Here is a 22240-nt window from a genome sequence, read left to right on the forward strand (position 1 = left end):
AGTGACGACAACATGAACCAGATTAATTTCGTACCGGTGTACCCGGAAATCTTCCTGCTGATCGCGACATCCGCGATCCTGCTGATCGACATGTTCCTCTCGGAGGCGAAGCGTGGCATTACGTTTGCGCTGACCATCGGGACGCTGCTGGTCTGCACCGCGCTCAGCGCAGCGGCCTTCAACGATCCGGTTGCCTACACGTTCAACAACATGTTCGTGTCGGATCCGATGTCGAACCTGCTGAAGATCTTCTCGTATGTCGCCGTGATCTTCACCCTGTTCTATTCGCGCCAGTACGCGACCGACCGCGGCATGCTCGGCGGCGTGGTCGGCGGCGAGTTCTATGTGCTCGCGCTGTTCTCGCTGCTCGGCCAAATGGTCATGATCTCCGGCAACAACTTCCTGATCATCTATCTCGGCCTGGAGCTGATGTCCCTGTCGCTCTATGCGCTGGTCGCGCTGCGCCGCGGCCATCCGGTCTCCACCGAGGCCGCGATGAAGTACTTCATCCTCGGCGCGCTCTCTTCCGGCTTCCTGCTGTATGGTATCTCGATGCTGTACGGCGCGACCGGCTCGCTGGACCTGACCGAAGTCGCCAAGGCTACCGCTTCCGGCACTGTGAACAAGCCGATCCTGGTGTTCGGCGTCGTGTTCGTCGTTGCCGGCCTGGCGTTCAAGCTCGGCGCCGCACCGTTCCACATGTGGGTTCCCGACGTGTACCAGGGGGCGCCGACCGCTGTCACGCTGCTCCTGGGCGGCGCGCCCAAGCTGGCGGCATTCGCGATTACCGTCCGCCTGCTGGTGGAAGGCCTGTTCCCGCTGGCGTTCGACTGGCAGCAGATGATCACGGTACTGGCGGTGCTGTCGATGGCGATCGGTAATATCACCGCGATCGTCCAGACCAACCTGAAACGCATGCTGGCCTATTCCACCATCGGCCAGATGGGCTTCATGCTGCTCGGCATGCTGTCCGGCGTGGTGGATGGCAATGTCGCGTCCGCGGGCAATGCGTACAGCTCGGCGATGTTCTACTCGATCGCTTACGTGGTGACCACGCTCGGTACGTTCGGCACCATCATGCTGCTGGCCCGTTCCGGTTTCGAGGCGGAAAACGTCGACGACTTCAAGGGCCTGAACCAGCGCAGCCCGTGGTTCGCTTTCGTGATGCTGATCCTGATGTTCTCGCTCACCGGCATTCCGCCGACCGTCGGCTTCTACGCCAAGCTCTCCGTGCTGCAGGCCGTACTCGGCACCGGCCAGGTCTGGCTGGCAGTGGTCGCCGTGCTGCTGTCGCTGATCGGCGCGTTCTACTACCTGCGCGTGGTCAAGGTCATGTACTTCGACGAGCCGGTCGACAACAGCGCGATCGCCGCCTCCGGCGATACCCGTGCAATGCTGGGCCTGAATGGCGTCGCCGTCCTCGCCCTCGGCATCCTGCCCGGTCCGCTGATGACGCTCTGCGCGACCGCGATGGTCAAGACGCTCGCAGCCTGATCGCCGCGGACGCAGCCTGGCAGTGGATGTTTCTCTCGCGAGCTGGTTCGTGATCCTGTTGGCGGCGGCTGCCGCCAACTTGCCGTTCCTGAACGAGCGTCTGTTTGGCGTCCTGTCCCTCGCCAGGCCCGCGAAATCGCCCTGGCTGCGCCTGCTGGAACTCGCCGTACTCTACTTCATCGTGCGCGGTGTGGCCTGGCTGATGGAAGCGCGCATCGGCAACGTCTTTCCGCAGCGCTGGGAGTTCTACGCAATCACCGCCTGCCTGTTCCTCGTCCTTGCCTTTCCCGGCTTCGTCTTCCGTTATCTGCGCAAACATCACGGTTGATGCGCCCGAAAGCGCATTTGCCTGCGCGCAGTAAAATAGCCGTTCCCCTTGTATTGGAGACGGTGCGTGGATCTACATCTGAAAGAAATCCAGGTCGACAGCGAGCTTGCCTATGAAGGACACTTCCTGAAAGTCCACCGCGACAAGGTGCGGCTGCCGGACGGGAAGGAGTCGTCGCGCGAGTACATCAAGCACCCGGGCGCGGTGGTCGTCCTGCCGGTATTCGACGACGGCACGGTGCTGCTGGAGCGGCAGTTCCGGTATCCGCTGCACGACGTGTTCATCGAGTTCCCGGCAGGGAAAATCGACCCGGGCGAAGACCCGCTCGAATGCGCCAAGCGCGAGCTGGAAGAGGAGACCGGATATACCGCGAAGGAGTGGCAGTTCGTCTGCACCATCCATAACGCCATCGCGTACTCGGACGAGCATCTCGACATCTTCCTCGCGCGCGGCCTGACGGCGGGCGCCAGCAAGCTGGATGAAGGCGAATTCCTCGAAACCTTTAGCGCGACGGTCCCGGAAATGCTGGAATGGGTTCGCGCCGGCAAGATCACCGACGTGAAGACCGTGATCGGGAGCTTCTGGCTGGAGAAGATCGCGGCGTCGCACTGGAAACTGTAAGTTCTCCGGTCAACAAAAAAGCCGCAGAGCGGCTTTTTTGTTCTTACATGCCCGAGTAGTTCGGGCCGCCCCCGCCTTCCGGCGTCACCCAGACGATGTTCTGGGTCGGGTCCTTGATGTCGCAGGTCTTGCAGTGCACGCAGTTCTGCGCATTGATCTGCAGGCGTTCCGTGCCGTCATCGTTCTTCACGAACTCGTACACGCCGGCCGGGCAGTAGCGGCTCTCGGGGCCGCCGAACGTCGTCAGGTTGGTCTTCACCGGTATCGACGTGTCTTTCAGCGTGAGGTGTGCCGGCTGGTTCTCTTCATGGTTGGTATTGCTGACGAAGACGCTGGAGAGGCGGTCGAAGGTCAGCTTGCCGTCCGGCTTCGGATAGGTGATCGGCTGGAACTCGCTCGCGGGGCGCAGGTATTCATGGTCGCGCTTGGTCGCGTGCAGGGTCCACGGCGGGGTCGATACGCCCAGCTTCGGCAGCAGCCATTGTTCCACGCCCGTCATCAGCTGGCCGACGGTCTTTCCCTTCTTGAACCAGAGCTTGAAGTTGCGCGACTGGTCGAGTTCTTCCTTGAGCCAGCTCTTCTCGAACGCTTCCGGGAACGCGGTCAGTTCGTCGCCCGCGCGTCCGCCAGCCAGTGCGCCGGCGATCGCGTCAGCGCACATCATGCCGGTCTTGATCGCGGCATGGCTGCCCTTGATGCGCGCGGCATTCAGGAAGCCTGCATCGCAGCCTATCAGCGCACCGCCCGGGAACACCAGCTTGGGCAGTGCCTGCGGCGTGCCGTTGTTGATTGCGCGCGCGCCGTAGCTCAGGCGCTTGCCGCCTTCGAGATGGGCGCGAATCGAAGGATGGGTCTTCCAGCGCTGCATCTCCTCGAACGGGCTCAGGTAGGGGTTCTGGTAGTCCAGGCCCATCACGAAGCCCAGCGTCACCTTGTTGTCCTCGAGGTGGTACAGGAAGCCGCCGCCGAAGGTATTGCCTTCCATCGGCCAGCCGGCGGTATGCACCACCAGGCCCGGCCTGGCCTTGGCCGGATCGATCTCCCACAATTCCTTGACGCCGATAGCGAAGCTTTGCGGATCGCGGCCGTCGGTAAGCTTGTACTTCGCGATCAGCTGCTTGCCCAGGTGGCCGCGCGCGCCCTCGGCGAAAATCGTGTACTTACCAAGCAGTTCCATCCCGAGCTGGAAGTTTTCAGTCGGCTGTCCGTCCTTGCCGACACCCATGTTGCCGGTCGCCACGCCCTTCACGCGCCCCTGCTCGTCGTACAGCACCTCCGCCGCGGCGAAGCCGGGGAAGATCTCGACGCCGAGGCCTTCCGCCTGCTGCGCCATCCACTTCACGACGTTGCCCAGCGCGACCACGTAACAGCCGTCGTTGTGGAAGTTGCGCGGTACCAGCCAGTCGGGGGTGCGGGTCGAGCCGGTTTCGGTGAGGAACAGAATGTCGTCGCCGGTGACCGGCTGGTTCAGCGGCGCACCCAGCTCCTTCCAGTTCGGGAACAGCTCGTTCATCGCACGGGGATCCATGACCGCGCCGGACAGGATATGCGCGCCGGCTTCGGAACCTTTCTCCAATACGACAACCGAAATTTCCCGGTTCTGCTCGGCAGCAAGCTGCTTTAGGCGGATTGCGGTTGCCAGGCCGGCGGGGCCGGCGCCGACGATCACGACGTCGTATTCCATCGAGTCGCGCGGGCCGTATTGTTCTAGGATACTTTGGCTCTGAGTCATGGTCTTCCCACCGTAAAATGATATTATCGAACGAACGTGCTAATTGTCGTGGATTTTGCTTGAGAATGCTAGATTCATCACTCTAATTACATTCCTTCATGCAATGATACCGTCATCGCGTCATGTCACAGTCAATTGCAAGACAATAATCAGCTAACAACCAGGAGATTTTTCGTGGGCATTGAACTCAATTTTGAAGGCAAGATTGCGCTGATCACTGGGGCGTCGAGTGGACTTGGCGCGCGCTTTGCAAAGGTGCTGGCGCAGGCCGGTGCACAGGTGGTGCTGGCGTCGCGCCGCATCGAACGCCTGAAGGAATTGCGCGCCGAAATCGAGGCAGGGGGCGGTGCAGCGCATGTGGTGGCGCTGGACGTTACCGACTACGGCAGCATCAAGTCGGCGATTGCGCATGCGGAAACCGAGGCCGGCCCGATCGATATTCTGGTCAACAACAGTGGCGTGTCGACCACCCAGCGGCTGGTGGATGTCACGCCGGAAGACTACGCCTATGTGATGGACACCAACCAGCGCGGCGCGTTCTTCGTGGCGCAGGAGGCGGCCAAGCGCATGATTGCGCGCGCCAAGGGCGATCCGAAGAAGCAGCACCGCATCATCAACATTGCTTCCGTCGCCGGCCTGCGCGTGCTGCCCCAGATCGGCATCTATTGCATGAGCAAGGCCGCGGTCGTGCACATGACGAAGTCGATGGCCGTGGAGTGGGGCCGCTACGGCATCAACGTCAACGCCATCTGCCCGGGCTACATCAAGACCGAGATCAACGAATCGCATTTCGAAAGCGAACAGGGCAACACCCTGATCAACATGCTGCCACGCAAGCGGCTCGGGCAGCCGGAAGACCTCGACGGCCTGCTCCTGCTGCTGGCGTCGGAAGAATCGCGCTTCATCAATGGCGCGATCGTCGCCGCCGACGATGGCATGAGCGCGCAATAGACATGGCGGCGAAGAAGCTGGTGCACAGCACCCGCATGCCGATCCGCTGGGGCGACATGGATGCAATGGGGCATGTCAACAACACCGTGTATTTCCGTTACATGGAGCAGGCGCGCATCGAATGGTTCACCGAGGCCGGCTGCGATCCGGACCCGCAGGGCGAAGGGCCGGTGATCATCAACGCGCGCTGCACCTTCATCAGGCAACTGAAATATCCCGGTGAAATCGAGGTGAAGACCTATGTCGGGCCGCCGGGACGGTCAAGCTTCGAGATGTATCACGAAATCCGGCGCGTCGACGCGCCGGACATCCTGGCATCCGAGGGCGGGGCAAAGGTGGTCTGGGTTAATTTCCGGTCGGAAAAATCGGTGCCGCTGCCCGATCCGGTGAAGAGGCTGCTGCCCGAGACTCTGCTGGCATAGTGGCCGCAGCGATGGTCCGCACTCTCGCTGCGGCTGCCGGCAGCACCTGCCGCCCGTCGCATCACTTACTGTCAACGAATCAGCAGGTCAGGCGGCTAGCCGGCTACCCCGATCAGCCGGTGCACCAGTTCGCTCGAGGTCGAGGCGCTGAACTTGCGCATCAGCTTGGCGCGGTGCATTTCCACTGTGCGCGGGCTCAGGCCGACCTGGCGCGCGATCAGCTTGCTGGTCTTGCCCTCGACGAGGAGGGCGGCGATTTCCCGTTCCCGCGGCGTCAGCTCGGCGGTTACCGGCCGCTTTGCGCTCAGGTCTTCGAAGGTCCAGATGCCCGCGGCGTGCGGGTCGTCATGGATCAAGGAGCGGCCGCTCACATGGCACCAGAATAGCTCCTGGTTGGCGCGTTTCATGATCCGTTCGTCGGAGTAATATCCCTTCGTGCTCATGATCGGAACGATGCGGGCGCCGGTTCGCTCGAATTCGTCCGTGGTCGGGTAGAGCACGCGGAACGACTGGCCGATCAGTTCGCATGGCCGGTAGCCGAACATCACCGCGAGTGCCTCGTTGCAGGCGTGGATGACGCGGTGCTGGGACACGCACATCCCGACCGGGGCGTTGCGGAAGATAGTTTCGTAATCGATCGCCAGAGGAGCGTTCATAGGGGTTTTTCAGCCTTTGTCAGGGCAAAAATTCGTATTTTTACGGTATTGCACGGGGCGGTCCACCATCTTATGCTGGCAGCCACATTATTACAGCAGCCTTATTTTGGGGCAATTTCCAAGACTAGAGGGGTCGGTATGAATAAAGTGTATCCAGATGCGGCCAGTGCGCTCGCCGGTATCGTCAAGGATGGCCAGACGATCGCCGTCGGCGGATTCGGTCTGTGCGGCATTCCCGAGGCATTGATCGCCGCCTTGCGCGATTCGGGCGTCAAGAACCTGACGGCGATTTCCAACAATGCGGGCGTTGACGGCTTCGGCCTCGGCCAGCTGCTGACGACGCGCCAGATCAAGAAGATGATCTCGTCCTATGTCGGTGAAAACAAGGAATTCGAGCGCCAGTACCTGGCCGGCGAGCTCGAGCTGGAATTCACCCCGCAAGGCACCCTGGCTGAAAAACTTCGTGCCGGCGGCTCCGGCATTCCTGCATTCTTCACCAAGACCGGCGTCGGCACCATTGTCGCCGAAGGCAAGGAAGTGCGTGAGTTCAACGGCGAAAAATATGTGATGGAGCGCTCGCTCGTCGCCGACGTTTCGCTGGTCAAGGCCTACATGGCCGACAAGGTCGGAAACCTGGTATTCCGCAAGACCGCACGCAATTTCAATCCGAACGTCGCGATGGCCGGCAAGATCACCGTGGTCGAGGTCGAGAAGCTGGTCGAGGTCGGTGAGATCGATCCGGACATGGTCCATACCCCGGGCATTTTCGTGCATCGCATCGTCGTCAATGCGGCCCCGGAAAAGCGTATCGAACAACGCACCACGCGTGCAAAGTAAGGCGGAGAACGAACATGGCATGGACTCGTGATGAAATGGCCGCACGCGCGGCAAAGGAACTGCAGGACGGCTTCTACGTGAACCTGGGCATCGGTCTGCCGACCCTGGTGGCGAATTATGTGCCGAAGGATATCGAGGTCTGGCTGCAGTCGGAGAACGGCCTGCTCGGCATCGGCCCGTTCCCCACCGAGGATGAGGTCGACCCCGACCTGATCAATGCAGGCAAGCAGACGGTCACCGCGCTGCAGGGGTCTTCCTTCTTCAGCTCCGCCGACTCGTTTGCGATGATCCGCGGCGGCAAGATCAACATCGCGATCCTGGGCGCGATGCAGGTCAGCGAAAAGGGCGACCTGGCAAACTGGATGATCCCCGGGAAGATGGTCAAGGGCATGGGCGGCGCGATGGACCTGGTGGCCGGTGTCGGCCGCGTCGTCGTGCTGATGGAGCATGTGGCCAAGGCAAAGGACGGCACGACCTCGCACAAGATCCTCAAGCAGTGCGACCTGCCGCTGACCGGCGTGGGCGTGGTGAACCGCATCATCACCGACCTGGGTGTGATCGACGTCACCCCGAACGGCCTGAGACTGGTCGAACTGGCTCCTGGCGTGACCAAGGAGGAAGTGCTCGAGAAAACGGGCGCAGGCCTGGACGTGAGCGCGGTACACTGACCGCCCTTGCAAGGCAAACGAAAACGGCGCCTACCGGCGCCGTTTTTTATGCCGTCACGAACAAGCTTATTGCGAGACCCAGCCGCCGTCCATGTTCCACGCCACGCCGCGCACCTGGCTGGCCGCATCGCTGGACAGGAAGATCGCGAGCTCGCCGAGCTGTTCCGGCGTGACGAACTCGCCGGACGGCTGCTTTTCGGAGAGCAGGCTTTTCTTCGCGTCGTCATTGGACAGCCCTTGCTGGCTGGCGCGCGCATCGACCTGCTTCTGCACCAGCGGCGTGAGCACCCAACCCGGGCAAATGGCGTTGCAGGTGATGCCGGTGTTTGCGTTTTCCAGCGCGGTCACCTTGGTCAGGCCGACGATGCCATGCTTGGCTGCAACATATGCGGATTTCTGCGCCGAACCGACCAGGCCGTGCACCGATGCGATATTGATGATGCGGCCCCAGTTTTTCGCTTTCATCCCGGGCAGTGCGAGCCGCGTGGTGTGGAAGGCCGAGGTCAGGTTGATCGCGATGATGGCGTCCCAGCGCTCCACCGGGAAATCCTCGACGTTCGCGACATGCTGGATACCGGCATTGTTGATGAGGATATCGACTCCGCCGAACCGCTCCGCCGCGAACTGCATCATTGCTTCAATTTCGGCCGGCTTGGACATGTCGGCATTATGGTAAGCCGTTTGCACGCCGAACTCGTCACGCACACTCGCTTGCAATGCTTCAATTTCCTTGATGTCGCCGAAGCCGTTGAAAACGATGTTCGCCCCTTTTGCCGCGAAGGCGCGAGCGATTCCCAAGCCGATGCCTGAGGTGGAGCCGGTGACCAGTGCGGTTTTCCCTTGATGCATATTGCCTTGCATGATGTCCTCTGCGAATGAAATTTGGAATTGGCGACGAACCTGAGCGAGATTTTAAGCGGAACGCCCAGTAAAATGTGAGAATGACAATCGGATAAACTGATTCGCGACAAAATCCCGAGCAAATGACTCAACATCAGATCAGGACCGTGCAATGCCTGTCGCCTGCCGGCTTGCACAACATGGCCTACCAGGAATGGGGCGATCCGGACAATCCCCGGGTGTTGGTCTGTGTACACGGGGTGACGCGCGTTTCGGGTGATTTTGACAACATGGCACGCGCTTTGTGCGATGTCTATCGCGTGGTTTGCCCGGATGTCGTCGGGCGCGGGCGGTCCTCCCGGCTGCTCGACCCGAGACATTATCACTTGGCACAGTATGTGAGCGACATGGTGACCCTGCTGGCGCGCCTCGATGCAGGCACCGTGCACTGGTTTGGCACATCGATGGGCGGGCTGATCGGCATGGGACTTGCTGCGATGAAGGACAGCCCGGTGAGCAAACTGGTGCTGAACGATGTCGGGCCGGCGTTGAATCCGGCGGCGATCGCCCGCATTGCCGACTACATCGGCAAGGACCTGCGCTTTGCAAGCTTCGAGGAAGCGCACCGCTACATCCGCGATATTTCGCTGCCGTTCGGTCCGCATTCGGACGAGGAGTGGCGCAAGCTCGCCGCCGACGTGCTGAAGCAGGACACCGACGGCCAGTGGATCCTGCACTACGACCCGGGTCTGGCAGTGCCGATCAAGGCGCTCACACCGGAGCAGGTCCGGCAGTCCGAGGCAATGTCCTGGATGGCGTACGATGCGATCGCCTGCCCGACGCTGCTGGTGCGCGGGGCGGAGTCGGACCTGCTGACACCGGAGGTGGCGAAGGCGATGACCGAACGCGGGCCGAAGGCCAGGCTGGTGGAGATCCCTGGTGTCGGCCATGCGCCGACCTTCCAGCGCGCGGACCAGATTGCCGTCGCCAGGGACTTCCTGCTCGCATAAAAGGAAAGAATCGAACACTATGGAAATCAAACGCTTGCACGTCGGAAAAACTCTGTCGGAGGTGGCAATCCACAATGGGACAGTGTATCTCGCCGGCCAGATCGCCGAAGACCTGACGCAGAACATTGAAGGCCAGACGCGCGAAGTGCTCGGCCACATCGACCGCCTGCTGGCCGAAGCAGGCAGCGACAAGTCGCGCATCCTGATGTGCCAGATCTACATCGCCGACATGAAGGATTTCGCCGAGATGAACGCAGTCTGGAACGAATGGGTCGCCGACGGCAATTCCCCGCCGCGCGCTACCGTCGAAGCCAAGCTCGCCAAGCCTGAATGGCTGGTCGAAATGGTCGTCACCGCCGCACAGAAATAATCCTCATGGTTTCCATCGTCGCAACGCCCAGCGAGGCGCATGTGCATCTGTCGGCCGGGCTGACGGCGGAAGACAGCGCGCGCGTGCTCGATGCGCTGGCGTTCGTCGAACCGATCTACCGCGGCAAGGCGGTGCCCACCGGACAGGATACCTTCGCGTTTGCGCAGGGAACCGCGCTGACGCTGTCGCTGCTCAACAGCGATGCAGACTCCCGCATCGCCGGCCTGTTGTTCGAGCTGCCGGCGATCGATCCCAAGGCTGCGGAAGGCATCGAGGCGCGTTTCGGCGCCGATATCGCCGACCTGGTCGGCGGCATACGCCAGTTGATGCGCCTGCACGAGCAGACCTTCGGCTACCAGGAAGTGGGACGCGGCAAGAACGCATCGCAGCAGGCGGCGGAGCAGCTGGAGACGCTGCGCAAGATGCTGCTGGCAATGGCCAGCGACATGCGGGCCGTTCTCGTGCGCCTGTCATCGCGCGTGACGACGCTGCGTTATTTCGCCGAGCTCAAGCTGGAGAACGAGCGGACGCACCAGTACGCGCGCGAAACGCTGGACCTGTACGCGCCCCTGGCCAACCGCCTTGGCGTGTGGCAGTTGAAGTGGGAGCTGGAAGACCTTGCCTTCCGCTTCCTCGAGCCCGACACCTACAAGCGCATCGCAAGGATGCTCGAGGAAAAACGGCTGGAGCGGGAAAGCTTCGTCGAAGCGGCGATCGCGCGCCTGAAGGCCGAACTCGCCGCCACCGGCATCAAGGCCGACGTGTCGGGGCGGCCGAAGCACATCTACAGCATCTGGAACAAGATGCGCGGCAAGGCGCTCGATTTTTCGAAGTTGTATGACGTGCGCGCCTTCCGCGTGATCGTTGACGACCTGCGCGCCTGCTACGCCGTGCTCGGCATGGTGCACAACATCTGGACGCCGATTCCGGAAGAATTCGACGATTACATTTCCCGGCCCAAGCCGAACGGCTACCAGTCGCTGCACACCGTGGTGATCGCCGAGGACGGCCGGGCGCTCGAGGTGCAGATCCGCACGCACGAGATGCATCGCTTCGCCGAGTATGGCGTTGCCGCCCACTGGCGCTACAAGGAAACCGGCGGCTCCAGTTTCTCGGCACAGAAGTACGATGAGAAGATCGCCTGGCTGCGGCAGCTGCTGGCCTGGAAGAGCGAAGTCGCGGACGCCGTCGTCGGCCAGGAAGACATGCAGCGCGAGTGGGTGCAGAAGCTCAAGGACGCCGCACTCGATGACCGCATCTATGTGCTGACGCCGCAGGCAAGGGTGATCGAACTGCCCAATGGCGCGACGCCGATCGACTTTGCGTATCACCTGCACACCGAGCTCGGCCACCGCTGCCGCGGCGCCCGCGTGGATGGCGTGATGGTGCCGCTGAACACGCCATTGAAAAACGGGCAGACGGTGGAAATCATCACTGCCGGGCGCAGCGCGGCCAATGCCGGCCCGTCGCGCGACTGGCTGGGGCCGGGGTATGTCAACAGCCCGCGCACCCGCGCCAAGGTGCGGGCCTGGTTCAATGCGATCGAGCAAGAGGAGACCCTTGCGCGCGGCCGCAGCATGGTGGAGAAGACCCTGCAGCGCGAAGGCAAGACCGCGGTCAGCCTCGATGAACTCGCGCACAAGCTCGGTTTTCCGAAGGTTGACGAGCTTTTCCTCGCGGTGGGCAAGGAAGAGTTCGGCCTGCGCAGCATCGAACTGGTACTGCATGCCGATGCCGTGCACAAGCATGCCGCCAGACCGGCGGAAGAAACGGTCATCACCAACAAGAGCCGCGCATCGAGCATTTCACAGGGCGCCAGTTCGGGCGTGCTGGTCGTCGGGACGGAAGGATTGCTGACCCAGCTGGCGCGCTGCTGCAAGCCGGCGCCGCCGGACGAGATCGTCGGTTTCATCACGCGTGGCAAGGGCGTGTCCATCCATCGAGCCAACTGCAAGAACCTGGCGCAGATGCGCATGAAGGCGCTGGAGCGCGTGATCCAGACGACCTGGGGCGAGCCGGGCAGGGACACGGTCTACCCGGTCGATATTTTCATTTTCGCCAATGACCGCCAGGGCCTGTTGCGCGACATCACCGAAGTCTTTTCGCGCGAGAAGATCAATGTGATCGGCGTCAGTACGCAAAGCGCAAAGGGGCAGGCGCGCATGTCGTTTACCGCCGAGATTTCATCCACGTCGCAATTGCAGAAGGCGCTGGGCGTGATCCGCGAGGTGAGCGGCGTGCTCGACGTGCAGCGCCAGTAGGGCCTGCTAGCGCTCTTCCACCATGCCCGGCAGCTCCGCCTGCAGCGTCACATGGTCGATGCCGTGCTTGGCTTGCAGCATGGCCTTGATGTCGCGCAGGACGGCAGGCCATTGCTGCAGGTCGCCGATTTCGAGGTGGCCGATCAGTGCCGGATGGCCCGCCGACATTTCCCATACGTGCAGGTCATGCACGGACAGCACGCCTTCGATGGACGCGATGTCGGTGCCTACCTGGATATAGTCGATGTCGTGCGGCACGCCTTCCATCAGCACGTGGTAGGAATCGCGCAGCACCGCAATGGTGGACTTCAGGATCAGCAGGGACACCAGCAGAGACAGCAGCGGATCGATGGCCAGCCAGCCGGTGAAATAGATGACCGCGCCGGCCGCCAGCGCCGCTACCGAGCCGAGCATGTCGCCGAATACATGCACCAGCGCTGCGCGGGTGTTCACGCTTTTCTGGTCGCGCGACAGCAGCCAGGCGACAATGATATTGACGACCAGGCCGATCAGGGCCACGGTGAAGACCGTCTTGCCCTGCACCGGCTCGGGATTGGAGAAGCGCTGTGCGGCTTCGATCACGATCCACGCCACCACTGCCAGCATCGCGAGGCCGTTCATGAATGCGGCCAGGGCTTCCGCCCGGCCGAATCCGAATGAATGCTTCGGCGACGGCGGCCGCGTGGCGATGTACTGTGCCAGCAGCGCGAGGCCGAGCGCAGTGCTGTCGGTCACCATGTGGCCGGCGTCGGAAATCAGCGCCAGCGAGTTCGACCAGAATCCAGCGATCACCTCGATTGCCGCAAAGCTCAGCGTCAACAGCACGGACAATGCCAGTACGGTCGGCTTGCGGCCTTCGGCAACGTGCTGATGAGCGGAGTCGCCCGCACGGTGCGCGTGCAGGTGAGTTGCGGAGGCGGGACGATGCTTGCTGGGCATGATGTGCGAGGCGACCGGGACTGACCGTCGGATATGAGGTTTTGCTAAGATCTTGCCGGAGGGGGGGCGAATTATTGCCGAGTGTACAGCATCCGTTGTCAATCGCATATTCGATCGCCGTCATCGCCCCGCTTCATTATCCGGAACCCGCCATGCCGAAATTTGCCGCCAACCTGAGCCTGATGTACAACGAGTACGAATTTCTCGATCGTTTCGCCGCTGCTGCAAGGGATGGCTTTACCGCGGTCGAGTTCCTTTTTCCGTACGGTTTCATTGCCGGCGAAATCAAGGCAAGGCTGCGCGACAGCGAACTGACGCAGGTCTTGTTCAATTGCCCGCCGGGCGACTGGGCTGCAGGCGAGCGCGGCATCGCATCGCTGCCGGGGCGGGAGGAGGAGTTCAAGCGCAGCATCGAAAGGGCGCTCGGCTACGCGCAGGTGCTCGGCAACACGCGCCTGCATGTGATGGCGGGATTGCTCCAGTACGGGCAGGATCGCGGGCGCCACCTCGAGGTGTATCTCCACAATCTTGCGTACGCCGCTCAGCAGGCGGCCGCTCACGGCGTCACCGTCCTGATCGAGCCGATCAATACGCGCGACATGCCCGGCTATCTGCTGAACACGCAGGAAGAAGCGCACGCGATCTGCCGCGAGGTGGGCGCGCCGAACCTGAAGGTGCAGTTCGACCTCTATCATTGCCAGATCGTCGAGGGCGACGTCGCGATGACGATGCGGCGTGACATTGCCGGCATCGGGCACATGCAGATCGCCGGCGTTCCCGAAAGGAACGAGCCGGATACCGGGGAGCTGCATTACCCCTATCTGTTCGGCCTGATGGACGAACTCGGTTACGACGGCTGGGTGGGCTGCGAGTACCGGCCGAAAGCGGGCACCTCCGAAGGACTCGGATGGTTCAGGAAAGTGATGAGCAACAAGTACTAGCGCAACTGAAAAATTGCCGCTATAATTTCGCTTCTTTAGGCTCGTAGCTCAGCTGGTTAGAGCACTACCTTGACATGGTAGGGGTCGTTGGTTCGAGTCCAATCGAGCCTACCAACGAACAACACACTGTAAGAGCGAGAAAGGCAGTCCCGGTTATGACACCGCGAACTAACACCGCAGAGGTATTAGTACGGCGCTAGTCGGGGTCTTTTTCGTCTCTGTAAATCGAAAAAACGCGGCTAGTCCGCGTTTTTTTTCGTCCGCAGTTTTTAATACTTGATCTAGCGTCAGTCACAACATTGCGCTGACAAGGAGAGCAAAATGGTAGCAGTCCGACTCCCAGATGGTTCCCAACGCCAATTCGACGCGCCGGTCACAGTCGCGCAGGTCGCCGCCAGTATCGGCACCGGTCTCGCCAAGGCGGCACTGGCGGGCAAGGTGGATGGCAAGCTGGTCGACACGTCCTTCCTGATCGAGCGTGATGCCGACCTGGCAATCGTCACCGACAAGGACCCGGAAGGACTGGATGTGATTCGCCATTCGACCGCGCACCTGCTTGCGTACGCGGTGAAGGAGCTGTTTCCGGATGCGCAGGTCACCATCGGTCCGGTAATCGAGAACGGCTTCTACTACGACTTCTCCTACAAGCGCCCGTTTACGCCCGAAGACCTGCAGGCGATCGAGAAGAAGATGGCAGAGCTGGCGAAGAAGGATGAGCCGGTCACCCGCAAGGTGCTGCCGCGCGACGAGGCGGTCGCCTACTTCAAGTCGATCGGCGAAGCATACAAGGCCGAGATCATCGAATCGATCCCGCAGGGCGAAGACGTGTCGCTCTATTCCAAAGGCAAATTCACCGATCTGTGCCGCGGTCCGCACGTGCCGTCCACCGGCAAGCTGAAGGCGTTCAAGCTGATGAAGCTGGCCGGCGCCTACTGGCGTGGCGACTCGAAGAACGAAATGCTGCAGCGCGTGTACGGCACCGCCTGGGCAAGGAAGGAAGAGCAGGAGGCCTACCTGCACATGCTGGAAGAGGCCGAGAAGCGCGACCACCGCAAGCTGGGCAAGGCGCTCGACCTGTTCCATTTCCAGGACGAGGCGCCCGGCCTGATCTTCTGGCACCCGAAGGGCTGGACGATCTGGCAACAGGTCGAACAGTACATGCGCCGCGTCTACCAGGAGAACGGCTACCAGGAAGTCAAGGCGCCGCAAATCCTTGACCGCGCTCTGTGGGAAAAGACCGGGCACTGGGACAACTATCGCGAAAACATGTTCGTGACCGAGTCCGAGAACCGCAGCTATGCGCTCAAGCCGATGAATTGCCCGGGCCATGTGCAGATCTACAACTCCGGCCTGCGCAGCTACCGCGACCTGCCGCTGCGTTTCGGCGAGTTCGGCCAGTGCCACCGCAACGAATCATCGGGTGCGCTGCATGGGCTGATGCGGGTGCGCGGCTTCACGCAGGACGACGGCCACATTTTCTGCACCGAAGAGCAGATCGAGGGCGAGGTCACCGCCTTCCACCGGCAGGCGATGCAGGTGTACAAGGACTTCGGCTTCTCCGACATTTCGATCAAGATCGCGCTGCGTCCGGATTCCCGCATCGGCTCGGACGAAACCTGGGACCGCGCGGAGCACACGCTGCGCGCGGCGCTCGAGGCATGCGGCGTCAGCTGGACGGAGTTGCCGGGTGAGGGCGCGTTCTACGGGCCGAAGATCGAATATCACCTGAAGGATTCGCTTGGCCGCCCGTGGCAGGTCGGCACGATGCAGGTCGATTTCTCGATGCCGGGCCGCCTCGGGTCCGAGTATGTCGCGGAAGACAATACCCGCAAGGTGCCGGTCATGTTGCACCGGGCAATCGTCGGTTCGCTGGAGCGCTTCGTCGGTATCCTGATCGAAAACCACGCCGGCGCGTTGCCGCTGTGGCTGGCACCGGTGCAGATCGCCGTGCTCAATATCTCCGATGCCCAGGCTGATTACGCTCAAGAAGTTGCACAAAACCTGAAAAAACAAGGGTTTAGGGTGCATGTCGATTTGCGTAACGAGAAAATAACCTATAAAATACGCGAGCATTCGATTCAGAAGCTGCCTTATATCGTCGTGATCGGCGACAAGGAGCGGGATGCGAAAACAGTGGCCGTGCGTGCGCGGGGCAACGTCGACCTGGGTGTGATGCCCGTCGACGCATTGGTGGATCGACTCAGGCATGAGGCCGACACCAAAGCCTGAGAGGGAATTTCCCGGCGCCAGAGCACGGCTTAATTATTTGATTTTTAAAGGAAACTGCAATAGCTACGGACAAGTCGCATCGCATCAACGGCGAAATCAATGCGCCGGAACTGCGTCTCAGTGGGGTCGATAACGAGCCGTTGGGCATCGTGAGTCTGGCCGAAGCCTTCCGCCTGGCGGAAGCAGCAAATGTGGATCTGGTGGAAATCGCACCGAATGCGAATCCGCCCGTCTGTCGCCTGATGGACTATGGCAAGTTCAAGTATCAGGAGCAGAAGAAGGCTCACGAAGCGAAGCTGAAGCAGAAGGTCATCCAGGTCAAGGAAATCAAGTTCCGGCCGGGGACCGACGATGGCGATTACAACATCAAGCTGCGCAACCTGGTGAAGTTTCTGGAAGAAGGCGACAAGACCAAGATCACGTTGCGCTTCCGTGGCCGTGAAATGGCGCACCAGGACATCGGGATGCGCATGCTGGAGCGATTGAAGGCGGACCTGGAGCCGTACGGCCAGGTCGAGCAGTTTCCGAAGATGGAGGGCCGCCAGATGGTGATGGTGCTGGCGCCCAAGAAGAAGAAATAAGGATTTCATTGGTTGTTCCGTCAAGCGAACAACCGGTGCAAATGGCGGCGGACCCGATTTCGCCGCCCAACAAGTGAAAGCAGGCATCCAAGAGCAACGAAGTGTTGCCACCTGCAATCATGTTAAAAATGGAGCTGTCCGAAAGGACAGAACTTGTCATGCCTAAGATGAAGACGAAGAGCAGCGCGAAGAAGCGCTTCCGCGTGCGTCCGGGCGGTACCGTCAAGCGCGGTCAAGCCTTCAAGCGCCACATCCTCACCAAGAAAACCACCAAGACCAAGCGCCAGCTGCGCGGCGCAGTGGACGTCCATGAGACAAACATGGATTCCATCCGCGCGATGATGCCGTTCGCCTAACCTCACATAAGGAGCAAATATGCCTCGAGTAAAACGTGGGGTCACAGCGCGGGCCCGTCATAAGAAAGTCCTCGACCAGGCCAAAGGCTATCGTGGTCGTCGCAGTACCGTATACCGCATCGCCAAGCAGGCGGTCATGCGCGCAGGCCAGTACGCCTACCGCGATCGCCGCAACAAGAAGCGCGTATTCCGCGCCCTGTGGATCACCCGTATCAATGCCGCCACGCGCGAGCATGGCGTGACCTACAGCGTGTTCATGAACGGCCTCAAGAAAGCCAACATCGGCCTCGACCGCAAGGTCCTGGCAGACATGGCTGTGATGGACAAGCCGGCATTTGCCGCGATTGTCAACCAGGTGAAGGCCAACATCGCTGCTTGAGTGTTGTGTACGTAGGCGCCGCTGCGAGGCGGCGCCGCATTGAGCGGGGCAGAGGTGGCACACCTGTGCCCCGTTTCATTTTGAGCGCCTGCTAGGCATCAAGGCAGCCGCTCCCGGGATCAGCGTTTCCGGATCCATCTTTTCGATCTATTTTTTCGGGCGAAAAAGCCGCATGAACTCCCTAGAACAAATCGTCGTCCAGGCGCAGGCCGATTTTGCAGAGGCGGCAGACGCCGCCGCGCTGGAGAACGCGAAAGCCAAATACCTCGGCAAGACAGGACAGATTACCGAACAGATGAAGGGCCTGGGCAAGCTGGCGCCGGAGGAGCGCAAGACCCAGGGTGCCGTGATCAACGCCGCCAAGGAAAAGATCGAAGCCGCACTGAATGCGCGCCGTGACGCGCTGGCCAATGCGCAGATGCAGGCGCGGCTGAATGCCGAAGCGATCGATGTCACGCTGCCCGGCCGCGGCCGCGGCAAGGGCGGCATCCATCCTGTGATGCGGACCTGGGAGCGCGTGGAAGAAATTTTCCGCTCGATCGGCTTCGACGTCGCCGACGGTCCTGAAATCGAAACCGACTGGACCAATTTCACCGCATTGAACAGCCCGGAAAACCATCCGGCGCGTTCGATGCAGGATACCTTCTACATCGAAGGCAACGACACGCAGGGCAAGCCGCTGCTGCTGCGCACCCACACCAGCCCGATGCAGGTGCGCTATGCCCGCATGCACAAGCCGCCGATCAAGGTGATCGCGCCGGGGCGCACCTACCGCGTCGACAGCGATGCGACCCATTCGCCGATGTTCCACCAGGTCGAAGGCTTGTGGATCGCCGAAGACATCAGCTTTGCCGACCTGAAGGGCGTCTACCTGAATTTCGTGCAGGCCTTCTTCGAAACCGATGACCTGCAGGTGCGCTTCCGTCCCTCTTACTTCCCGTTTACCGAGCCGTCCGCCGAGATCGACATCGCGTTCGGCAGCGGGCCGCTCAAGGGCCGCTGGCTCGAGGTGTCCGGCTCCGGCCAGGTGCATCCGACCGTGGTGCGCAACTTCGGACTGGACCCGGAGCGTTACATCGGCTTTGCGTTCGGCTCCGGCCTGGAGCGCCTGACAATGCTGCGCTACGGGATCAACGACCTGCGCCTTTTCTACGAAGGCGACCTGCGTTTCCTGAAGCAGTTCAACTGAAAAAATACACGGGGCGCCGCACGACGATGCCCACGCTGCGCCCGACACCCGCTGTAGAAGCGGGGAAAACGTTTTCTGAAGGTTCTGACTATGCAATTCTCCGAGAGCTGGCTGCGTACCCTGGTTGATCCGAAGATGACATCGGACGAGCTGTCGCATTTGCTGACCATGTCCGGTCTGGAAGTGGAAGAGGTGGAGCCGGTGGCACCGCCGTTCTGCCATGTGGTCGTCGCCAAGGTCGTCGAAGTGGCAAAGCACCCGAATGCCGACCGGCTCAACGTCTGCCAGGTGGATGCAGGCACCGGCACGCTGCTCAACATCGTCTGCGGCGCGCCGAATGTGCGTCCAGGCATGAAGGTGCCGTGCGCAATGGCCGGCGCCAAGCTGCCGCCGGGAGAAGACGGCAAGCCCTTCGAAATCAAGATCGGCAAGTTGCGCGGCGTCGAATCGCAGGGGATGCTGTGCTCGGCGCGTGAACTGAAGCTCTCCGAGGACCATGGCGGACTGCTCGAGCTGCCCGACGACGCGCCGGTCGGCCAGAATTTCCGCGACTACTACCAGCTCAACGACCTCAAGTTCACCATCAAGCTGACTCCGAACAAGGCGGACTGCCTGTCGGTGCTCGGTGTCGCGCGCGAAGTATCGGCGCTGACCGGCACGCCCCTCAAGGCGCCGGGCTTCAAGACCGTGACGGTCAATACCGACGAGAAGCTGCCGGTAAAGATTTCCGCGCCCGACCTCTGCGGCCGTTTTTCGGGCCGCGTGATCCGCAACCTGAATGCGCATGCGCAGACGCCGGACTGGATGAAGCGCCGACTGGAGCGCAGCGGACAGCGCCCGATCTCGGCGCTGGTCGACATCTCCAACTACGTGATGCTCGAACTCGGCCGCCCGAGCCATGTGTTCGACCTCGACAAGATCCATGGCGGCCTCGATGTGCGCTGGGGGCGCCCGGGGGAATCGCTCAAGCTCCTGAATGGCAATACCATTGAACTCGACAACTGGGTGGGCGTGATCGCCGACGACAAGGAAATTGAATCGCTCGCCGGCATCATGGGCGGCGATTCCACCGCCGTGTCGCTCGACACCACCAACATCTACCTCGAGGCGGCATTCTGGTGGCCGCAGTCCATCCAGGGTCGCGCCCGCCGCTACAACTTCTCGACCGATGCGGCGCACCGCTTCGAGCGCGGCGTCGACTATGCGACGACGGTGGAGCATATCGAGCGCATCACCTCGCTCATCGTGGAAATCTGCGGCGGCAAGGATACCGTGGTCGGCCCGGTGGACGACCATGTGGTGAACCTGCCGCAGCGCAAGCCGGTCTCCGTGCGCACCGCGCGCGCGGCCAAGGTGATCGGCGTGCCGGTCTCGGACGAGCAGATCGCCGACATTTTCCGCCGTCTCGGCCTCGACTTCACGCAGGAAGCGGGCACATTCACCGTCACGCCGCCATCGTACCGCTTCGATATCGAGATCGAGGAAGACCTGATCGAGGAAATCGCACGCGTCTACGGCTTCGAAAACATTCCGGCACAGCCGCCCGTTGCGCCGAACATGATGCGCATTGCGCCCGAAAACACCCGTTCGCTGTTCGCGGTGCGCCGCCAGCTGGCCGACCTCGACTACCAGGAAGTGGTCAACTTCAGCTTTGTCGAGGAAACCTGGGAAACGGACTTTGCCAACAACACGAATCCGATCCGGCTGCAGAATCCGATCGCGAGCCAGATGAGCGTGATGCGTTCGACGCTGCTGGGCAGCCTGGTGGCGAACGTGCGCTACAACCTGAACCGCAAGATCAACCGGGTTCGCGTGTTCGAGGTCGGCGCCGTCTATCTGCGCGATGCCGCCACCCAGGACGGACCGCTGACCGTGGCCGGTTACGACCAGCCGAAACATATCGCCGCCATTGCCTATGGGCAGGTCGCGGAAGAGCAGTGGGGCCTGCCGGCCCGCAACGTGGATTATTTCGACGTGAAGGCCGATCTGGAAGCGCTCTTCGCACCCAAGTCACTGCGTTTCGTGAAAGCGGAACATCCGGCGCTGCATCCCGGGCGCTCCGCACAAGTCCTGATGGATGGCCGCGTGGTCGGCTTCATCGGCGAATTGCATCCGCGCTGGCAGCAGAAGTATGACCTGCCGCTGGCCCCGGTGGTGTTCGAGGTCGAAGCCACTGCACTGCAAACGCGCGACTTGCCGGCTTACCAGGAAATCTCGAAATTCCCTGCGGTTACCCGCGACATCGCGGTTGTTGTGAAACAGTCGGTTGCGGCTCAGGAACTTATCGATACCTTCATTTCCGAGAGGAAATCGAACCCGGCCTGTGCTATCATGCAAGCCATTGTTTTGTTTGATGAATATCGCGGCAAGGGGTTGGAAAATGACGAAAAAAGTCTTGCTTTCCGGTTTACCTTGCAAGATACTCAAACTACCCTGCAGGACGACAAAGTGGACGCCGCAATGACCGCTTTCATCGCGTCGGTCGAGAATAGCCATGGCGCCAGACTGCGTGCATGAAAGTAGAAAACGACGTCAGGGCAGCGATAACTACTATGAATGAAGTGAATTCCGCCGAACTTCAATCCGTTTTGGCCGCCGACCTCAATCGTGCCGTGCAGGAGTCCCAGGCTCGCACCCAGGCCGAGAAGGAGCTGCCGACGCTGACCAAGGCGGAGCTGGCCGAACTTCTGTTCGAGCAGGTAGGGCTCAACAAGCGCGAAGCGAAGGATATGGTCGAAACTTTCTTCGACGAGATCCGCAACGCGCTGGAACGCGGCGAGTCGGTCAAGCTGTCCGGCTTCGGCAATTTCCAGCTGCGCGACAAGCCGCAGCGTCCCGGCCGCAATCCGAAGACCGGCGAGGAAATCCCGATCACCGCACGCCGCGTGGTGACCTTCCATGCAAGCCAGAAGCTGAAAAGCATGGTCGAATCTGCAAGAGCCAAGCCGCTCGCCCGCCTCGCCTGACGCCATCCACTGACCCATGACCGAGCGCTCCAACAAATCCGACGCTGTCGTATTGCCGCCGATTCCGGCGAAGCGCTATTTCACGATCGGCGAGGTAAGCGAGCTGTGCGGCGTCAAACCGCATGTTCTGCGCTACTGGGAGCAGGAATTCACGCAGCTCAAGCCGGTGAAGCGGCGCGGTAACCGGCGCTATTACCAGCATCATGAAGTCCTGCTGATCCGGCGTATCCGGGAACTGCTGTACGAGCAGGGCTTTACCATCAGCGGCGCGCGCAACAAGCTCGACAGCCGCATGGCCAACGGCAGCGCCAACGGCAACTCCGAGGATGATCTCGGCGCGGGCTTGCCGCCTCTCGAAATGAACACCGCTGCGATCCGCAACGAACTGTCCGAAATTCTCAATCTTTTGAAGCGCTAGGCAGCCGGTCCCGGCGCCCCTGCAGCGAAACCGCCAATGGCGGTTTTTTTTT

The 22240-nt window shown here is 61.4% G+C and carries 23 protein-coding genes and 1 tRNA gene; 20 read left to right on the forward strand and 4 right to left on the reverse strand.

The genetic code is table 11. The features are described from left to right. Positions 1 to 12 precede the first annotated feature (12 nt). The 3 genes from nuoN (at position 13) to VEC01_RS12340 (ending at position 2443) form a co-directional block, all read left to right on the forward strand. Positions 13 to 1494 (forward strand): NADH-quinone oxidoreductase subunit NuoN, encoded by a 1482-nt coding sequence (nuoN, locus tag VEC01_RS12330; RefSeq protein ID WP_324901164.1) that lies wholly within the window; start codon positions 13 to 15, stop codon positions 1492 to 1494. Between the two features lie 22 nt (positions 1495 to 1516). Further along, positions 1517 to 1822, forward strand: coding sequence for a DUF2818 family protein (locus VEC01_RS12335; RefSeq protein ID WP_324901165.1), 306 nt, complete (start codon positions 1517 to 1519; stop codon positions 1820 to 1822). A gap of 66 nt (positions 1823 to 1888) precedes the next feature. Further along, positions 1889 to 2443 (forward strand): NUDIX hydrolase, encoded by a 555-nt coding sequence (locus tag VEC01_RS12340; RefSeq protein ID WP_324901166.1) that lies wholly within the window; start codon positions 1889 to 1891, stop codon positions 2441 to 2443. 43 nt (positions 2444 to 2486) lie between these two features. On the opposite strand, the gene VEC01_RS12345 is transcribed toward VEC01_RS12340, so the two are convergent. Continuing rightward, positions 2487 to 4175 (reverse strand): electron transfer flavoprotein-ubiquinone oxidoreductase, encoded by a 1689-nt coding sequence (locus VEC01_RS12345; protein ID WP_324901167.1) that lies wholly within the window; start codon positions 4173 to 4175, stop codon positions 2487 to 2489. Between the two features lie 174 nt (positions 4176 to 4349). Between VEC01_RS12345 and VEC01_RS12350 the strand changes: the two genes are divergently transcribed. After that, positions 4350 to 5126: an SDR family oxidoreductase gene (locus tag VEC01_RS12350; protein WP_324901168.1), complete on the forward strand. Its 777-nt coding sequence runs from the start codon at positions 4350 to 4352 to the stop codon at positions 5124 to 5126. Between the two features lie 2 nt (positions 5127 to 5128). Beyond that, entirely contained in the window at positions 5129 to 5548 is a 420-nt protein-coding gene (locus tag VEC01_RS12355; protein WP_324901169.1) for a thioesterase family protein, read from the forward strand. 95 nt (positions 5549 to 5643) lie between these two features. Here the strand turns inward: VEC01_RS12355 and VEC01_RS12360 are convergent, their stop codons facing one another. Continuing rightward, positions 5644 to 6204: a PAS and helix-turn-helix domain-containing protein gene (locus VEC01_RS12360; protein WP_324901170.1), complete on the reverse strand. Its 561-nt coding sequence runs from the start codon at positions 6202 to 6204 to the stop codon at positions 5644 to 5646. 138 nt (positions 6205 to 6342) lie between these two features. Here VEC01_RS12360 and VEC01_RS12365 point away from each other — a divergent pair, with 138 nt between their 5' ends. Together VEC01_RS12365 and VEC01_RS12370 are read left to right on the forward strand one after the other, a co-directional pair. Continuing rightward, complete coding sequence (locus tag VEC01_RS12365) at positions 6343 to 7041, forward strand: CoA transferase subunit A (protein ID WP_324901171.1); 699 nt, start codon at positions 6343 to 6345, stop codon at positions 7039 to 7041. Between the two features lie 14 nt (positions 7042 to 7055). Beyond that, positions 7056 to 7709 (forward strand): 3-oxoacid CoA-transferase subunit B, encoded by a 654-nt coding sequence (locus tag VEC01_RS12370; RefSeq protein WP_324901172.1) that lies wholly within the window; start codon positions 7056 to 7058, stop codon positions 7707 to 7709. Between the two features lie 66 nt (positions 7710 to 7775). Here the strand turns inward: VEC01_RS12370 and VEC01_RS12375 are convergent, their stop codons facing one another. After that, the gene (locus VEC01_RS12375) at positions 7776 to 8558 is read right to left on the reverse strand and encodes a 3-hydroxybutyrate dehydrogenase (protein WP_324901173.1); all 783 of its coding nucleotides are present in this window, start codon (positions 8556 to 8558) and stop codon (positions 7776 to 7778) included. A 134-nt stretch (positions 8559 to 8692) separates the two neighbouring features. On the opposite strand from VEC01_RS12375, the gene VEC01_RS12380 reads away from it, so the two are divergent. From VEC01_RS12380 to VEC01_RS12390, 3 genes are read left to right on the forward strand one after another with little or no spacing between them, the layout of a single operon-like run. Continuing rightward, positions 8693 to 9559 carry an alpha/beta hydrolase gene (locus tag VEC01_RS12380; protein WP_324901174.1) on the forward strand — a complete coding sequence of 289 codons (867 nt, stop codon included), beginning with the start codon at positions 8693 to 8695 and terminating at the stop codon, positions 9557 to 9559. A 19-nt stretch (positions 9560 to 9578) separates the two neighbouring features. Beyond that, positions 9579 to 9929, forward strand: coding sequence for a RidA family protein (locus tag VEC01_RS12385; RefSeq protein ID WP_324901176.1), 351 nt, complete (start codon positions 9579 to 9581; stop codon positions 9927 to 9929). A gap of 5 nt (positions 9930 to 9934) precedes the next feature. Next, on the forward strand, positions 9935 to 12190 hold the full coding sequence (locus VEC01_RS12390) for a bifunctional (p)ppGpp synthetase/guanosine-3',5'-bis(diphosphate) 3'-pyrophosphohydrolase (RefSeq protein WP_324901178.1): 2256 nt from the start codon (positions 9935 to 9937) through the stop codon (positions 12188 to 12190). Between the two features lie 6 nt (positions 12191 to 12196). On the opposite strand, the gene VEC01_RS12395 is transcribed toward VEC01_RS12390, so the two are convergent. Beyond that, positions 12197 to 13129 (reverse strand): cation diffusion facilitator family transporter, encoded by a 933-nt coding sequence (locus VEC01_RS12395; protein WP_324901179.1) that lies wholly within the window; start codon positions 13127 to 13129, stop codon positions 12197 to 12199. Positions 13130 to 13281: 152 nt separating this feature from the next. On the opposite strand from VEC01_RS12395, the gene otnI reads away from it, so the two are divergent. From otnI to VEC01_RS12445, 10 genes are all read left to right on the forward strand, one after another. After that, complete coding sequence (otnI, locus tag VEC01_RS12400; RefSeq protein WP_324901180.1) at positions 13282 to 14070, forward strand: 2-oxo-tetronate isomerase; 789 nt, start codon at positions 13282 to 13284, stop codon at positions 14068 to 14070. Between the two features lie 37 nt (positions 14071 to 14107). Then, positions 14108 to 14184: transfer RNA gene (locus tag VEC01_RS12405), tRNA-Val, on the forward strand. Positions 14185 to 14391: 207 nt separating this feature from the next. Further along, positions 14392 to 16299 carry a threonine--tRNA ligase gene (thrS, locus tag VEC01_RS12410; RefSeq protein WP_324901182.1) on the forward strand — a complete coding sequence of 636 codons (1908 nt, stop codon included), beginning with the start codon at positions 14392 to 14394 and terminating at the stop codon, positions 16297 to 16299. Positions 16300 to 16358: 59 nt separating this feature from the next. Beyond that, the gene (gene infC, locus VEC01_RS12415; RefSeq protein ID WP_324901198.1) at positions 16359 to 16880 is read left to right on the forward strand and encodes a translation initiation factor IF-3; all 522 of its coding nucleotides are present in this window, start codon (positions 16359 to 16361) and stop codon (positions 16878 to 16880) included. Between the two features lie 158 nt (positions 16881 to 17038). Beyond that, positions 17039 to 17236, forward strand: coding sequence for a 50S ribosomal protein L35 (gene rpmI, locus VEC01_RS12420; protein ID WP_324901184.1), 198 nt, complete (start codon positions 17039 to 17041; stop codon positions 17234 to 17236). A gap of 19 nt (positions 17237 to 17255) precedes the next feature. Then, positions 17256 to 17615, forward strand: coding sequence for a 50S ribosomal protein L20 (rplT, locus tag VEC01_RS12425; protein WP_088710341.1), 360 nt, complete (start codon positions 17256 to 17258; stop codon positions 17613 to 17615). Between the two features lie 172 nt (positions 17616 to 17787). After that, on the forward strand, positions 17788 to 18804 hold the full coding sequence (gene pheS, locus VEC01_RS12430) for a phenylalanine--tRNA ligase subunit alpha (RefSeq protein ID WP_324901185.1): 1017 nt from the start codon (positions 17788 to 17790) through the stop codon (positions 18802 to 18804). 90 nt (positions 18805 to 18894) lie between these two features. After that, positions 18895 to 21321 carry a phenylalanine--tRNA ligase subunit beta gene (gene pheT / locus VEC01_RS12435; protein ID WP_324901186.1) on the forward strand — a complete coding sequence of 809 codons (2427 nt, stop codon included), beginning with the start codon at positions 18895 to 18897 and terminating at the stop codon, positions 21319 to 21321. Positions 21322 to 21356: 35 nt separating this feature from the next. Continuing rightward, a complete protein-coding gene (locus VEC01_RS12440) occupies positions 21357 to 21770 on the forward strand; it encodes an integration host factor subunit alpha (protein ID WP_324901188.1) in 414 nt (137 codons plus the stop codon). A 16-nt stretch (positions 21771 to 21786) separates the two neighbouring features. Continuing rightward, a complete protein-coding gene (locus VEC01_RS12445; RefSeq protein WP_324901189.1) occupies positions 21787 to 22188 on the forward strand; it encodes a MerR family transcriptional regulator in 402 nt (133 codons plus the stop codon). Positions 22189 to 22240: the final 52 nt, after the last annotated feature.

It is taken from the genome of Noviherbaspirillum sp. (assembly GCF_035627455.1).
GTDB lineage: Bacteria > Pseudomonadota > Gammaproteobacteria > Burkholderiales > Burkholderiaceae_D > Noviherbaspirillum.